Annotated in this window: 16 protein-coding genes and 2 pseudogenes; 8 read left to right on the top strand and 10 right to left on the bottom strand. The window is 33.7% G+C overall.

Annotation, left to right across the window (positions count from 1 at the left end):
• The first annotated feature begins 414 nt into the window (after positions 1–414).
• Entirely contained in the window at positions 415–1,395 is a 981-nt protein-coding gene (locus ABWU56_RS04290) for a hypothetical protein (RefSeq protein ID WP_353281114.1), read from the top strand.
• Positions 1,396–1,447: 52 nt separating this feature from the next.
• Here ABWU56_RS04290 and cgtA read toward each other — a convergent pair whose 3' ends face one another.
• The 9 genes and pseudogenes from cgtA to ABWU56_RS04245 form a co-directional block, all read right to left on the bottom strand.
• On the bottom strand, positions 1,448–2,470 hold the full coding sequence (cgtA, locus tag ABWU56_RS04285; RefSeq protein WP_353281113.1) for an Obg family GTPase CgtA: 1,023 nt from the start codon (positions 2,468–2,470) through the stop codon (positions 1,448–1,450).
• Positions 2,458–3,732: a phosphopyruvate hydratase gene (gene eno / locus ABWU56_RS04280; RefSeq protein ID WP_264375597.1), complete on the bottom strand. Its 1,275-nt coding sequence runs from the start codon at positions 3,730–3,732 to the stop codon at positions 2,458–2,460. Before eno ends, cgtA begins: the two co-directional genes overlap by 13 nt.
• Positions 3,729–3,965 carry a WPE palindromic element domain-containing protein gene (locus ABWU56_RS04275; protein ID WP_264682766.1) on the bottom strand — a complete coding sequence of 79 codons (237 nt, stop codon included), beginning with the start codon at positions 3,963–3,965 and terminating at the stop codon, positions 3,729–3,731. Before ABWU56_RS04275 ends, eno begins: the two co-directional genes overlap by 4 nt.
• An 87-nt stretch (positions 3,966–4,052) precedes the next feature.
• The gene (locus tag ABWU56_RS04270) at positions 4,053–5,051 is read right to left on the bottom strand and encodes a glutamate ligase domain-containing protein (RefSeq protein ID WP_353281112.1); all 999 of its coding nucleotides are present in this window, start codon (positions 5,049–5,051) and stop codon (positions 4,053–4,055) included.
• A gap of 9 nt (positions 5,052–5,060) precedes the next feature.
• A complete protein-coding gene (locus ABWU56_RS04265; RefSeq protein ID WP_052264983.1) occupies positions 5,061–5,672 on the bottom strand; it encodes an SURF1 family protein in 612 nt (203 codons plus the stop codon).
• A 1-nt stretch (position 5,673) separates the two neighbouring features.
• The gene (gene bfr / locus ABWU56_RS04260; protein WP_213863731.1) at positions 5,674–6,150 is read right to left on the bottom strand and encodes a bacterioferritin; all 477 of its coding nucleotides are present in this window, start codon (positions 6,148–6,150) and stop codon (positions 5,674–5,676) included.
• Between the two features lie 53 nt (positions 6,151–6,203).
• Entirely contained in the window at positions 6,204–6,677 is a 474-nt protein-coding gene (locus ABWU56_RS04255; RefSeq protein WP_064085312.1) for an RDD family protein, read from the bottom strand.
• The gene (locus tag ABWU56_RS04250; RefSeq protein WP_010401658.1) at positions 6,677–7,318 is read right to left on the bottom strand and encodes an HAD family hydrolase; all 642 of its coding nucleotides are present in this window, start codon (positions 7,316–7,318) and stop codon (positions 6,677–6,679) included. Before ABWU56_RS04250 ends, ABWU56_RS04255 begins: the two co-directional genes overlap by 1 nt.
• 197 nt (positions 7,319–7,515) lie before the next feature.
• A pseudogene (locus ABWU56_RS04245) lies at positions 7,516–8,090 on the bottom strand (IS6 family transposase).
• A gap of 53 nt (positions 8,091–8,143) precedes the next feature.
• Between ABWU56_RS04245 and ABWU56_RS04240 the strand changes: the two are divergent.
• A complete protein-coding gene (locus ABWU56_RS04240) occupies positions 8,144–9,100 on the top strand; it encodes a Mur ligase domain-containing protein (protein ID WP_264686404.1) in 957 nt (318 codons plus the stop codon).
• Positions 9,101–9,772: 672 nt separating this feature from the next.
• Positions 9,773–11,185 (top strand): IS4-like element ISWosp2 family transposase, encoded by a 1,413-nt coding sequence (locus tag ABWU56_RS04235; RefSeq protein WP_264686125.1) that lies wholly within the window; start codon positions 9,773–9,775, stop codon positions 11,183–11,185.
• A gap of 7 nt (positions 11,186–11,192) precedes the next feature.
• Here the strand turns inward: ABWU56_RS04235 and ABWU56_RS04230 are convergent.
• Positions 11,193–12,026 (bottom strand): annotated as a pseudogene (locus ABWU56_RS04230) (MFS transporter); the annotation flags it as partial.
• Between the two features lie 27 nt (positions 12,027–12,053).
• Here ABWU56_RS04230 and ABWU56_RS04225 point away from each other — a divergent pair.
• The 5 genes from ABWU56_RS04225 to ABWU56_RS04205 all read left to right on the top strand — a co-directional run bounded on the left by ABWU56_RS04225 (position 12,054) and on the right by ABWU56_RS04205 (position 16,040).
• A protein-coding gene (locus ABWU56_RS04225) for an IS5 family transposase (RefSeq protein WP_353281091.1) occupies positions 12,054–12,817 on the top strand; the annotation gives its coding sequence in 2 pieces (ribosomal slippage) (positions 12,054–12,408 and positions 12,408–12,817; 765 coding nt in all).
• Between the two features lie 43 nt (positions 12,818–12,860).
• Complete coding sequence (locus tag ABWU56_RS04220) at positions 12,861–13,406, top strand: collagenase (protein WP_353281111.1); 546 nt, start codon at positions 12,861–12,863, stop codon at positions 13,404–13,406.
• A gap of 52 nt (positions 13,407–13,458) precedes the next feature.
• A protein-coding gene (locus ABWU56_RS04215) for an IS5 family transposase (RefSeq protein WP_353281091.1) occupies positions 13,459–14,222 on the top strand; the annotation gives its coding sequence in 2 pieces (ribosomal slippage) (positions 13,459–13,813 and positions 13,813–14,222; 765 coding nt in all).
• 76 nt (positions 14,223–14,298) lie between these two features.
• A complete protein-coding gene (locus tag ABWU56_RS04210) occupies positions 14,299–14,856 on the top strand; it encodes an acetyltransferase (RefSeq protein WP_264686402.1) in 558 nt (185 codons plus the stop codon).
• A gap of 254 nt (positions 14,857–15,110) precedes the next feature.
• Positions 15,111–16,040, top strand: coding sequence for an AEC family transporter (locus ABWU56_RS04205; protein ID WP_064125222.1), 930 nt, complete (start codon positions 15,111–15,113; stop codon positions 16,038–16,040).
• The last annotated feature ends 131 nt before the right edge of the window (positions 16,041–16,171 follow it).

Raw genomic sequence — 16,171 nt, 5'->3', positions numbered from 1 at the left:
CCTATTTATCTAATCTTAGTATACTCACAGTAGAGGTATTTTTAGAGCTCAAAATCTATCTTCGTCTGCAGACTTTTTTATCAAATAATCAAACTCAGTAAAGAATGTAGCGTATCTTCTTCAGCGCAAATGGGTGCACACATATGCTTAATCTCTGTCGTATGTGCGTTACATTTTTTCTGAATCTTTTCTACGATGAGGGTAAATTTGGCTCTTTTTGCAGCTGTATATATTTTAATTAGCAATAAAATAGACATAAGGTTTCTATAGCACAAATGCTTTTGATAAAAGCTTTTTAAGCGTCTAGTCCTATTTCTTATATAAAAGAATTTGATTTATTAATAATATTTCTATTGATATTTACTACTACATATAGTATAATAAATTAGTTCTTAGTATTAAAATCTTCTTCTTATGAAGAAAAGTAGAGAGATCTTTAACAAAAGTAATACTAATCTTCTGGTTATTTCAACAATAGCTGGTGTAGCTTTCATAGCATCAGTAATGCCCATGATTGCCTTAAGTTTAACGTTACCTACAATCATTATTCTATGTGTTGTTGCTCTATTATCTGCTGTGGTTGGTATTTTTTCAATGTATTATGCTATTAGAAACAACATTAACAGATTGGGAAATGTGCTTGATATAAACAATCTCTATGTAAAGAAAGTAGATATAAAATTCTCACAAGGTGACATAATAAATGTAACCTCTAACTATAAATATCCCCTAACTGCAAAAATTCAAAAAGAGTTCGATGGGTTATGTGATATACTTTGCAATTATGTTACTGAACACGATTTACTACTTGATATAGGCTCATCACAAGAACTTACAGAAAAAAGTAGATATGAAAACATTCTCAGTGAGCTAGAAACACACACAGTACATTCACACATATTAAAAACCTCATCTTTAATCGAAAAAACATTGGCATTTTTATTTGGAATTTATCCTTGTAATATATTAACATATCCTAATCAACTAAAAATAATCAATTATAATAGTAGTAGTGGGTCTTATTGTATAAAAAAAGAAATACTTGAAAAAGATATTAATAGTATTGGTTCCGGAAATTATATCAAGTTCTGCACTTTTAAAAGAACAACAACTCAATTTCACGGTCATTCTATGTTAATAAGAAAGAATGGAAACAATGATTTTACATTTTTTGACCCTAATGATGGTATTAGATTTAACCTTACACTAAGTGAATTAGTAGCAGTTCTAAATAAAAGAATGTTCGATCATAAAAAAATGTGGTCTCATAATGATGTTGCTTTTATTGACAATACGAAGTTCTTAAAGAAAATTCAAAGCTACCCAAGCCAAGAATTGACACCTACAAATGTGAATATAGCTAAAGATGGGATCAAGGTCAATTGCAGTGTTTAATATACTGAAAGAATCGGATTTACCTTAAGTGACCAACTGTTAAATAAAAAATTCATGTCTTAAAAGGATCATACACATCAATTTTTTTAGGGTCGCTTTTTTTCATTTTCTCACTCAATAACCTCAGAATGGGCTGTAAATCATCGTCGATTGATAAGCACAGTACTTCTCTATCAAGATAATTGGCTAAATGATTCTTCTTCTCAAGAATTTCTGTTTCTTCCAATAAGTCGCATTTGTTTAACACAACAGTTTCTTCCTTCTTAATAAGGTCGCTATTGTAAAGCTTCAGTTCATTATGTGTACAATTATAAGCTGAGATAACGTCATCGCGCGTTACATCAATTAAATGCAGTAAAATTTTGCACCTTTCTATGTGCTTTAAAAATTTGTGTCCGAGCCCAACTCCAAGATGAGCATCAGCGATTATTCCAGGAATATCTGCTATTACAATTTCGCTATAATCCACTTTTGCTACACCTAAATGTGGTCTTATAGTAGTAAATTCATAATCGCCTACTTTCGTATCAGAATTCGAGCAGCGGGTTAAAAATTTAGATTTACCTACATTTGGCATACCAATAATGCCAACATCAGATAAAACTTTTAGCTTCAATACTATGTTTCTTTCCTCACCAGGCTGACCATGGGTAAAATGTCTTGGTGCCCTATTGGTAGCAGATTTAAAATTGGTATTCCCAAGTCCACCTTTTCCACCTTGCACTACTTGAAATTCGATGTCGGGTTTATCAAGATCTACTATCACTTCCTCACTTTCTTCATCGATTATTTGTGTACCAACTGGAACTTTAAGTATAATATCTTTTCCTGCTGTGCCAGATCTATCTCTACTCGTACCACTTTTTCCATTACTCGCTTTAATGTGTCTTCGACAACGAAAATTAAGCAAAGTGTTGAGATTTGCATCACTGATGAAAATTATGTCTCCTCCCCTGCCACCATTACCACCGTTTGGACCACCAAATTCAACGAATTTTTCTCGACGAAAACTCGCGCAACCATCGCCACCATCACCTGCTTTTAAATATAATTTAACTTCGTCTATGAAATCCATGCCAACTCACGATAATATTTAGCATTTTCTCCTAATGAACTTTCTATTCTCATCAATTCATTATACTTTGCAAGCCTATCAGAACGCGACAGCGAGCCAGTCTTTATTTGCCCACAATTCGACGCAACTGATATGTGGGATATCGTTGTGTCTTCTGTTTCACCTGAGCGGTGAGAAATAATAGCCCTGTAGCCATTTAATTTTGCCATTTCAATAGCAGCAAAAGTTTCCGTAAGTGTTCCTATCTGGTTTGGCTTGATTAGTACAGCATTTGCCATTTTCTCCTCTATTCCTTTACTTATTAGTTCACAATTTGTAACAAATAAATCATCTCCAACCAATTGAACTTTATTCCCAAGTTTTACAGTAAGTAATTTCCAACCTTCATAGTCGTCTTCATTCATTGCATCTTCTATAGAAATTATTGGATATTTGCCTACAAGGTCAAAATAATACTGAACCAATTCCTCTGAAGTGAGTTCTCTGTTTTCAAATTTATAAACTCCATCTTCATAAAAAGTAGATGCAGCAACATCAAGACCCAGTGCAAAGTGATTTTTCATCGAATAACCGGCAGATTCAACAGCCTGAATTATCAAATTAAGAGCTTCTTCAGTGCTTCCAATGTTTGGTGCAAAACCACCTTCATCTCCTACGTTTGTACTATAACCTTTTTTCTTAAGAATGCTGCGCAAGTTATGAAATACCTCTGCAGATATTCTTATTGCTTCACTGAAAGTTTCAGCACCAACAGGAAGAATCATAAATTCTTGAAAATCGAGTTTATTATCCGCATGTACTCCACCATTAATGACGTTAATTAGCGGAACTGGCATCTGCTTCTCCCCTACGCCCAAATATTTATATAACGGTGTTTTGAAACTGTTTGCTGCTGCTTTTGCAACAGCAAGAGACACACCCAAAGTTGCATTTGCTCCAAGTTTAGATTTATTTTTTGTTCCATCTAGTTCAATTAAAACTTTATCAATTGCACTCTGGTTTGCTGCATCCATGCCAATGATTTTATTTGCTATCACTTCACTCACAGATTGAACAGCTTTCAGCACTCCTTTACCACAATACCTTTTTTCATCTTGATCTCTCAGCTCCAATGCTTCTAGTTTACCGGTCGAAGCCCCAGAAGGGACAGCCGCTCTACCTGTTGCTCCATCACATAGTTCTATTTCTACCTCAATTGTTGGGTAACCCCTGCTATCTAAAATTTCTCTTGCAAATACACTGCTGATCGTCTTTTTCATCATGCTAAACCTCCACTAGATTCACAATTGTGTTCACGTTCGGGAAATGTCACCCCAGCGCTGTAACATTTCAGTGTACGAACATTGCAATATACAGGTAATTTGAGTAGCGGATGGTCAGTGCTTGACACTGGAATCCAGTTTTTATTATACAGCCACTTATTTAAAGTTAAGTTTTCTGGATCCCAGTGTCTGGGCACTGGGATGACACCATTCTTAATGGAAGCTATCCCCATATCACAATGTCTGTACAGTTGTTTGCCTAGACACTGGGATCCAGTTTTACTACACAATTTTATCATATAAATCACCAATGCTTAAGTTTATTTTACTAGCAGCAGCTTTGCAGCTTCTCTTGCTAGTTTAGCTATATTACTACCAGCACCAATAAATAATACTACATCTCCTGAACTTGTCGAATTACTAATAAAATGTGAAATGAGTAAAGCATCATTCATAATCTTCACATCATTAAACCCATTACTGATCAAGGCTTTTTGTATATCATCAATTCCACAGCCAGGAATAGGCTTATCTTCTGGAGGATGGACAGGAGTAAGAATTACATAATCAAACATCATGAAAATTCGTACGAACTCATCAAAAAAATTACGAACACGAGCAAAACGAAGCGGCTCGATAATTCCTGTTACCTTTCTTTTAGCAATCGAACGTGCTGCTGCCAGGGTTGCCTGTATTTCATTTGGGTGGTGAGCATAATCCTCAATTAACTTAACACCTTTAATATCGGCAATTAAAGAAAATCTCCTTGCTACTCCTTTAAATTCCAAAAGACCTTTTTTAATCTCTTCATCACTAATTCCAAGTTTCACTGCAACTGATATTGCAGCCAGGGCATTGCTAACTTTATGCATTCCTATTGCATTTGATAGCACTACATTCTTTATAATTCTGGTACAAGGTTGAATATCTTCTTTTTGTCTTTCGAGAGCGAGTTCTTTTAATCGAAACACCATATGTACATTATCATCATCAATTTCAATACGCTGAACTAACTTTCTAATTATATTAAATTTAGTCTCCCAATCTACCTCTGATAAATCACACTTTTCCTTCGTTATATGCCCTCTTAACATCTTCACTTCTTCCCATACTACCCCTTCTAGTATATCTGCGCGTATTGATTTGCTGTTACATTCACCAAAACGTTTTCCAGGACAACGATAGTAACTTCTTCCTCCCTTAGCATTACTCATTCCATAATAAACGGATTTGCAACACTGACATATCACTAACCCTTGTAATAAGTATTTTCTTCCACTTTGTTGCATTTTTTCTATTTGTAGCTTTTCTTTTTCCACACTGTATCTCTACGACTTATATATATTTTGCCTATAGTAAAATACGCACATAATGAGCCAAATCAAGGAAAGTGCAAACCAAGTAATTGCGTATTCAAGATGCTTTATTGGCTGTATAGTCAATTTGCCACCAAAATTATCTTGCCACAATATACATTTCTCTAGCTTAATACCTAGATCATTGGAGATTTCTTCTGTACTTAAGGTAAACCACGTATTTGAAGCAATATCATTTTTGATAAACCAATTTTTGCTACCATCACAATACAAAACGCCATCAGCAGCTACTTTTTCAATTTTTGCTTTTTCTTCTTTTTTTTCTCTGACTATTCCTTTATTTATTAACATGTAATGTCCATTGATAAGCAACATAGGAGACAGCACATGATAGCCACGTTGACCTGCGAAAACATATAGTTCTATATCACTTAAAATTCCGTCGATTTTAACGTTTCTGTAGTTAAACTTTGAAAGATTATCACTAGGCAGTAGATGAATAACTGGAAGATCCATATTTTTGATAATATTATTCTTCCAGCTCAATCTAAATAACTGCCATAACCCGAGTGAAAAAAGAAGTAAAAAAGGTATAATGAAAATAAATACTGTTTTTCTTAACACTCTATATTTGTGTTCTCAAGTAATTTTCAATACCCATAAGCTCAATAAGGTCAATCTGTTCTTTGATCCAATGTAAGTGCTCTTCCTCATTTTTCAGTAGTCCTTCTAATAACATTACACTCACGAAATCCTTTTCTTTTTCAGCAACGGAAATTGCCTCTTTGATGCCCTTAATACCTTCTTCTTCTAAGTTAGAATTATCTTCTAAGATTTTCTGCATTGTATCTTTTGTGAACTTTCCTTCATACTTTGAGATTTTATTTGTATCTTGAAAATTTGGCATGCCCTTAAGCAGTAAAATTCTTTCTGCCAACCTATTTGCATGCTCAAGTTCTTCATTAAGCTCGTTTTTCATCTTTTCTGCAAGTTTATTAATTCCGCTATTTTTAAGAATCGCAGAATGCAAAAGATACTGGCGTACAGAAGTCAGCTCATTTGTAAGTAATTTATTTAAATGTTCTACTATTTCTTTATTCATAACCTTTCTTTAGCTAATATACCAATGTAATCTACATAACAATCAAGGCAACATCAATTCATTTTTCTCACAACAATCGTATCAAATAGCACATCATGAAATGCCTGTTTCCTCTGAGAGAAGCAAGCAACTAAATACCAACTGAAGGTAAGCATCACTATAATCACTTCTAGTGTACTTAAAGCATTTACTGATGTTTGAAAAAGTTTGATAAAGGTGATAATTGAATTATTTAGCATAGGAAGGAAAAACTGAGAGATAGTGCGATCAAATGCTAAGCTCAAACCTATTTTAGAACTATCTAAAGTGATAGTATATATATTCATTAACTGTTGACCAGGAGTTGCTTGAGCTGTTGAAGATATAAAATATGTAAAGTATCCACAATTTATACACATGTATGACAGGTGTAAAATTAATGGAAAATCCCCTAATGACAACACAATTAGTAAGGTTGGAATTAATAAAATTGCTACATCTATTAAATATGCGCAAAAGCGCCTGTGTACACTAGCGATCTCTGTCATTACCACCTATCTTTCAAATACTTTACTATGAATTCTGTAAGTTTATTAAAATGTTGAAAATATAACAAATCTTCATAACCTCTTATTGATTGTCCGTATACAATAGGTAAGCAATTTGCATTTTGTGCACATAGAATATCTGTGATGCTGTCACCAACAAAAAACACATTTTCTCTATTTACAGGTAGCGTACTCTCCTCTAGTGCAAATAGCAGTGGAGTTGCAGATGGTTTATCTTCTGCAGTATCACATGATCCAACTATTCTTTCAAAGTAAGAATCTAGTTTAAAGTAGGCAACTTCTTGACGTAAATTAGTATTTTTCTTATTGCTAACTATCGCTAGGTAAATATTGTGGCTTTTCAGTGTCTGCAGCATTTTCTCTACTCCTTCATTCAGAGTAATATTTTGTAACAATGCATTATCTAGGTATTTTTGATATATCTGATTCGCTTTTTTCCACTGATCACCAAACAAATTGACCATGTAGCTCTTTCTTGATTCATGAGAATTTCTATCAACAACTTTACTGCCAGATCCCATCAAATCTAAAGTATGCTTAATGGCATTAGAAATATTATCTTGAGTATCAACTAAGGTATTATCCCAATCGAATACTACCGCTAATCGGCTATTTTTCATTTTTATATTGTGACGTATTTTAAACTAATAAGTAAATAATATTTTGATGATAAAGCTTCTATGTTAATCATTTTTACATAGTAACCTAATACACTGGTTATATTATATGGTTCTGTCGCATCTATAAACCATAGGAAAAAAGCTGAGATTATAGGAGTTATTAACATAGCAAAATTCTCAAAAGTAGAAACATTATTTTAATAATTTGTCTTTTTTTTAATCATACGAATATTTTCTATGCCTGTGATGGTAATCTTTGCGGAATGGAAGCTTTTAAACCCAAGCATTGGCTTTATTAGTTTTTTGATAAATCTATCAACAATATTATTTAGATATTTTATTTGAAGAACTGTAATCTTCAGAAATTTCTGCATTCAAATCATCAAGAGCAGCAGTATTACTGCCGCTTTTATCAATTACAATTTTCTCAGGAAGATAGTTACTCCTGAAGGCTTTACGAAAGAATGCAAGTGCTGCAGACTTGTCTCTACTAACACACAAGTCTACAGTATATAAATAAACCCATTTACCGTTTAATTTAATGTAAGTCTCTCCAACTACTACCAACCTGCTTCTTTCTTTTCCTTACTGCCTCATCTATCAGTGGTGATAACCCACCTTTGTAACGTAGCATTTTGCTCCCCTTATACTCATCATTTCTTCCAAATCTCGATAGCTCAAAGAGAATCGACATTTCATGTATACAGATAACATCCGCTGAAAAGCTAAATCCTTTGAAATATGGCAACAATTTTTGATTGATACGAAACATCTTTGCTTTTTTTTTTAGACAATTATATCATTCTTCTTTCTACTTCCCTACAAATGCGACAGAACCCTAAAAAAGAAGTAATACATATAATCGGTATAGGTGGAATTGGAATGAGCGCAATTGCTGAAATTCTTCATAATTCCAGTTATAAAATTCAAGGCAGTGATACGCGATCAAACGACAATATAGATAGGTTACAAAAATTAGGTATAGAGGTCTATATTGGTCACGATGCAAGTAGTATTAGACAAGCTCAAATAGTTGTACATTCTTCCGCAATAAAACCTGATAATGTGGAGCTAGTTGCAGCAAGAAATAACAATAAAACAGTTTTGCATAGGTCAGACATGCTGGCTAAAATTATGAAAGGTAAATATGTGATAGCGGTTTCTGGTTCAAGTGGCAAGACAACAACAACAGCTATGATTGCTTCCATTTTTGATCATTCTGGTACTGATGCTACTGTAATTGTGGGAGGAGTATTAAACTCCTATCAGAGTAATTCAAAACTTGGCAAGAGTGACATTTTTTTAATCGAGGCTGATGAGTCTGATGGAACTATGTTAAAAATTCCTGCAAATATTGCTGTTGTAACAAGTATTAATGACGACCATATAGACCATTACGGTACATTTAACGAAATCAAAAATGCATTTTCTCGATTTGTAAACAACGCGGATTTTGCGGTTTTACCTGATTCTGCAAGCGTCAATTATGATGAGAATAATTCTATAACGTTTGGGTTTGGGAATGATAAGATTAGAGCCAGCAACGTCAAACAACACAATAATAGCATAGAATTTGATGTATTGATTAGTATAAACGAAAATAACTGGATTCCATTGTCAACTACTCAAATAGTTGATAGGGATGGGATAAAAGCAGCTCTTGATTCGTCACTTCAATGCTTGAAACGGGACTCTCGTTTCAATGTTGAACAAAATACTATAGAACTCAAGAAGACAATCCCTAGAAAATCTCTACATCCCAAAAAAAGTAAATCGTACTAATGCTATTTGAACGAACTAGCGCAAAAGTAAGCTAAATTTTTTAGGGTATAAAAACAGCAAGAAACAGTATTTTAAAGAAAGTTAGAATTTGATTGGATTGTTGAAATTTGGCTCTCAAACTTTAGACGCATGAGCAAGATAATACTCTTTAACTAATATAGATTAGGTGATTTGGAAGAGATACATCTAGAGCAGCTGGCAAAGTTACAATACATATTACCGCAATAACTAGAAATGAGAAGGATCTATATGGTGATTATAGATTTTTCCAGATCTTGAAAACAATAAATAGACAGTAAATTAGAACTACTGCAAAAAAAACAAGAATAGCTACACTGGTTGCTTGACCATCGTAAACGTAGCTTGTTAAGCCGATAAAAATAGCCATGATAGAAGCTCTAATAAATGAAATTGCAGAAGAAGTTGTGCCTTTCATTTCAGGGAAAATATTTAATGATGCATTGAAAATGACTGCTTGACAAATTCCACAGCCAATACAAAAAATAGCCATAGACAGCGTTACTAAGTAGTAAGCACTGGGCATGATTATACTGAATATTAAAAGTGATAGGGATCCAATAGCAATTACGCCCTTACTATTACCCACAAATATAAATGGACATAAAAATAAAGTATTACAACATTAAAGTTTGCAAACATTGAGGGTAAAAAATGGCAAACAGGAATAATGAATGGGCTGAAAATGAATTTGGAGATGCTGTACTTGGAGATAAAAGGTTAACTGACCGATTAGTAAATATTGCTGATAGTTTTACAAGTTTACCTGAAAGCTCAATCAATCAGGCGTGTGGAAGTTGGTCAGAAGCAAAAGCAGCATATCGTTTTTTTCAAAATGAGAACGTGAAAGAAGGCGATATTCTAGCTTCACACGTTGCTAAAACAGTTGAAAGAACAAAAGCCCATAAAAAAATTTTTGTGATCCAAGATACAAGTTATATTTCATACACAGACCATGAAAAAACAAGTGGATTGGGAGTTATTACAAGAAAACATAGTCAAGGTATTATAATGCATACAGCTCTAGCTGTTAGTATAGAAGGTTTGGTACTAGGGATACTAGATCAAAAAATTTATTCAAGACCTGAAGAATCTGAAAACATAAAAAAAAAGAACAATGACAGTATCCGCATTGAAGATAAAGAGAGTATAAAATGGTTAGAAACTTTAAGCAACACAAACAACATTATTGATTCAACTCAAACTGAGACTATAACTATATGCGATAGAGAAGCAGATATATATGAGTTTTTTGAGCTTGCACATAATCTTAATTCGGCAGTGTTAGTTAGAGCTTCCAAAGATAGGGCAGTAAATAGAAAATCTCGATATCCTGAAAAAGGTGAGCAGAAGTTATGGGAATTTATTAAATCCTCTCATTGTGCAGGTACGGTAAAAGTTGAAGTTCCTGCAAAAGATAATAAGCCAAAAAGAACAGCACATTTGGAAGTTAGATTCGGAAAGTTTATTATGCATCCATCTAAGAATAGTATTAGGCATAAGAAAGAAGAATTACTTAAATTACCACACTATGCAGTTTACGTTGTTGAAAAAGACTTTCCTTCTGAAACAAGTCCGCTAGAGTGGATGCTTTTAACAAATCTTCCAGTCAATACCTTTGATGAAGCTGTTGAAAAAGTTAGGTGGTATTGTCTTAGATGGAAAATAGAAATATTACATAAAATTTTAAAATCTGGTCTCAAAGTTGAAGAATGTAGGCTTGGAACAGCAGAAAGGTTGATGCGATATTTAACAGTAATGAGTATTATTGCTTGGAGAATTTTCTTTATTACAACAATTGCAAGAACTGATCCAACATTACCGTGTACTACCTTATTAGCCGAAGAAGAATGGAAAGTTCTATATGTAAAAATACATAGAAAACCATGTTCAAATGCAACTCCTACTATAAAAGAAGCTGTTTCATGGGTTGCTCAACTTGGAGGACATTTGGCTAGAAAAAATGATCTAGAACCAGGACCCATTACTATTTGGAAAGGATGGAGACGTCTCTTTGATCTAGCAGAAGGATGGCGACTTGCTCACGAACTTTATATTTGTGGGTAATAGTAAGAATTACGCCTGTACCGGAAATTACACACCAAATTGCTCCAAGTTTCTTTAAGATCTTACTGGAAAACAGGCTAATAAGTGAGAAGGACCCAACTATTGCACCTTGATGTAGTGCATAAATAGTGCTAGATAAACCAAAAGTCTTCATATACAGAAAAGGTCCACAAGTGATGAATGACATATAAGCCGCAGAAAAAAGGCTCTGTGCCAAAGACAACACCATAAATTTTGAACTTGATAATAATTTTTTATAGTCTTTCATCATTTTTTTTAGACTAAAAATATCACGGTCCTTTTTTGTTTCTGGTAACAGAAAAAGCAGCAAAACCCAAGAGATGAAACAAAGTATTGCAACAGTTGCATAGTTGCCACGCCACCCAACAATTTTGTTGATGAAACTGCCTAATACTGGTGCAATTGCTATGAGAACTGTGAGAATAGAATTCATGATTCCAATAAATTTTACTGCTTCGTTGCCTTTATAGCTGTCTGCAATAATTGCAAACACAACTACAGATGTGCTAACACCAATGCCTTGAATAAAGCGAGAGATTAAAAGCCAAGAAACTGACAGCGCAAAAACACAGCCAACAGCACCGATGAGTAGCAAAGTGTTGCCTATGATCATCATCCTTCTTCTGCCATAGCATTCAGACAATGGACCAAAAAATAACCCTCCTATGCAAACGCCTAAAAAATTATAAGCAATAGTTAATTGAATTGTGCCTTCCGGTACGTTAAAATAGCGTACTATATCAGGAAAACTAGGTACAGAAATATCAATTTCAATGAACTTAGAACCTGTCTTGAAAGGTAATGAAGAAAAGAGTATGATGAGGTAAGCAAAAAATAGGAGGGTAAGTTGTATCCAAGTGATATAAGTGACAAGGAATGGGAAATTTTAGAGCCCTATGTTGCACAAGGAGCGATAGGACGACCAAGAAAACATAACATAAGAACAATTATTAATGCAATAAGGTACATAATGAGGGGTGGTTGCCAGTGGAGAATGCTACCAAAAGATTTTCCTCCATGGAAAACGGTGTATGACTATTTTCTCAGGTGGCGTAATAATGGAAAATTGAAAAAAATACATGACATGCTAGTAAAAGAGGTAAGAAAAATGGTTGGCAAAAATGAAACACCTTCAGTAGGTATAATTGACAGTCAATCAGTGAAAACGACTCAAAAAGGGGATCAAGAGGATATGATGCCGGTAAAAAAATAAAGGGTAGAAAACGTCATATTATTGTAGATACACTAGGTCTTGTAATTACTGCAGAAGTACACAGCGCAAGCATTCAGGACCGTGATGGTGCTACCAATCTTTTTGTTCAAGCTAAATGCAAAGCTCCAACATTACGTAGGTTTTTTGCTGATCAAGGGTATAAAGGTAAATTACAAAATCGATGTTTGTTGGAAACTGGATGTTTGCTAACGATTACCAAGAAATTGGTTGATACAGGATTTCAAGTTATTCCTAAACGTTGGATTGTAGAACGAACCTTTGCCTGGCTTTCCAATTTTAGACGCATGAGCAAGGATTACGAACATTCTCCTCTTACTTCAAAAAACAATATCTTATTTAATATGATTACTTCTATGCTTACTAAATTAGCCAATTAACTCCTTTCAAGACAGGTTCTCAGAACAAACATTCAAAATTTATGTGTTTGATGATAAGGCTGATTACACTCACCTTGGTGGAAGCGAACGTTTTGGTTCTTACCTTGGAGATGAAGGTGGTAAATGTTACTACAAAGGAGAAGCTGATATTTTTGCTGAGATGTATGTCTATCAGCAAGGTGGCGTTCATAACCTTCAGCATGAATTTGCACATGGTTTAACTTACTTGGCTACAGGAGGAAAATCTCTACCTACAGTATTAATGGAGGGAATTGCAGATTACTTTGAACATCATTCAGATCACAAGTTCAATGCTCAAGGGTCAAGCATTGATAAAACTGAAGCCGCAAATTTGGATCTAGGTGGAATTTTAAATTTACAATACTCAGCCAATGGTGAAGAAAACAGTTTAGTGTATAAAACTGGTCATGCGTTGATAATGTACTTACAGGAAAAAGATCCTAGTTTATTAAGAGACTACCTAGATGCTTTACGTCAAGGTAACTCAGATGAATCAAAAAGTTTCTTGAAAGACATAAAAGGACATGATGCTGACTTCAAAAGTTGGCTTGCTGAGAACCTGTCTTGAAAGGTAATGAAGAAAAGAGTATGATGAGGTAAGCAAAAAATAGGAGGGTAAGTTGTATCCAAGTGATATAAGTGACAAGGAATGGGAAATTTTAGAGCCCTATGTTGCACAAGGAGCGATAGGACGACCAAGAAAACATAACATAAGAACAATTATTAATGCAATAAGGTACATAATGAGGGGTGGTTGCCAGTGGAGAATGCTACCAAAAGATTTTCCTCCATGGAAAACGGTGTATGACTATTTTCTCAGGTGGCGTAATAATGGAAAATTGAAAAAAATACATGACATGCTAGTAAAAGAGGTAAGAAAAATGGTTGGCAAAAATGAAACACCTTCAGTAGGTATAATTGACAGTCAATCAGTGAAAACGACTCAAAAAGGGGATCAAGAGGATATGATGCCGGTAAAAAAATAAAGGGTAGAAAACGTCATATTATTGTAGATACACTAGGTCTTGTAATTACTGCAGAAGTACACAGCGCAAGCATTCAGGACCGTGATGGTGCTACCAATCTTTTTGTTCAAGCTAAATGCAAAGCTCCAACATTACGTAGGTTTTTTGCTGATCAAGGGTATAAAGGTAAATTACAAAATCGATGTTTGTTGGAAACTGGATGTTTGCTAACGATTACCAAGAAATTGGTTGATACAGGATTTCAAGTTATTCCTAAACGTTGGATTGTAGAACGAACCTTTGCCTGGCTTTCCAATTTTAGACGCATGAGCAAGGATTACGAACATTCTCCTCTTACTTCAAAAAACAATATCTTATTTAATATGATTACTTCTATGCTTACTAAATTAGCCAATTAACTCCTTTCAAGACAGGTTCTTAGCAATTAGAGATAGAATTAATAAAAACGGTAGTAACACTTAAAATCTTTAATTAATGAATAAAAATATCACATTTAAAGCGTTGAAAGAAGAACATTTTTCACTATTATTAAAATGGGTAGAAACACACCATATAAAGAAGTGGTGGGATGCGGATATAAATTGGACACCAGAGTTAATTGAGAAAAAATATAGCAACTACGTTAAAGGATTCAAACGTTTGAAATCTAAGACACAAATTATTGAAAAACCAATGCACGCATTCATTATTAATTGTGATGGAGTTGATATTGGTTATATTCAATATTACAACAAACATGATTTCCCACCTGAACAGGTCTATAACACTTTAGAACTTCCAGAAAGTTGTGCTGCTATAGACTGGTATATCGGAGAGCTGAATTATGTAGGTAAAGGAGTTGGTTCACAAGCTTTGAATATATTTTTAAACAAATTTGTCTTTAAAGTTTATGAGAATGCCTTTGTCGACCCAGGTATAGCAAATGTTTGTGCAATCCGTGTTTACGAAAAAGTTGGCTTTAAAAAAATTATGGAAAGTAATAGTGCGATTTTAATGATTAAGGCAAGAATTCCTGAGAACCATTCAAGATGAGTGTTTTTTCAACAATCTACCTAAATTACTACAAGTGGTTTATAAAAATATACAAGGAGCTTTATACAAACTTAACATAATTTAATCATAAAAATATCATTATTAAGTCCTATATAAGAACAAATTTTGGCACTCAGTGAATCTTTTTTTAACTAACTATGAACTTGATTAATTGGAAAATAAATTTTACTTACTTTTACAATACCTTAAAATCTAATATCACTTTATCAGCAAAGATATCACAATAGGCTAGTATGTTCTTTACTCTTTTCCTCAAAATATTACCTATTTACATTACAATACTTATTGGTTACTTAGCAGGAAGATATCTTAAAATTGATAGAAATACTATATCTCAAATACTCTTTTATATAGCTAATCCAATAGTGATTTTATACGGAGTATCTCATACAGAAGTTAATTTAAAAGTAATTTCTCTGCCGATTTTGATATGGTTTATAGGTAGTACTATGTCCTTATCAGTGTATTATCTTTCTTCTTTTTTATTTAAGGACAACACGAGAAACATATTAGCGTTTAGCTCGGGCAGCACAAGTATGGGTTATTTTGGTCTACCGATTGCCATGGCTTTATTTGATGAAGATTCAGTGTCTGTGTATGTTGTCTGTTACATAGGAATGGCACTATTTGAAAATAGTTTGGGATTTTATATAGCTGCAAATGGTATCTATACTGCAAAAGAATGCGTATTAAAGTTACTCAAACTTCCCTCATTATATGCAATGATTCTAGGTTTCTTTTTAAGTATATATGATATACAAATACCCACTTTTTTGACAGATGTTATGATAAATATCAGAAGTACATTTATCACATTAGGAATGGTGCTGCTTGGAGTAAGTATTGCACAAATTACAAATTTTAAAGTAGATTGGAAGCTTGCCTTGACCACTATTGTAGCAAAGTACATATTCTGGCCGTCATTTGTTTTGGGAATTGTCTTGCTAGACAAGCATGTTACAGGTATATACGATGAAAGCATCTATAAAGCACTGATGTTACTGGCTATTATTCCGATTTCTGGATCCAGTATAATACTTGCTAATATTTTAAATTACCAACCAGATAAAGCTACTTTATTGCTCCTAATTAGTACTGCAGTGGGACTATTTTATGTTCCACTTATAATATCATTATTTTTTACTAAACTTGTCCCTTTTTGATCAAAAATTTAAGCGCTAGCCTATTCACAAAACTTGAATTTAGACTAGACTTCTTGGATAATCATAAAAGAAACTAATCCTTTTTTCCTCTCCTTTCTTATTTTTTTACACAGAATAGGAAGTTATCAATT

Origin of the sequence: Wolbachia endosymbiont (group B) of Horisme vitalbata, assembly GCF_964028625.1 — a bacterium.
Lineage (GTDB): Bacteria > Pseudomonadota > Alphaproteobacteria > Rickettsiales > Anaplasmataceae > Wolbachia.
Note: the sequence above shows the minus strand (reverse complement) of the source record. Positions and strands in the feature narration are given on the sequence as shown.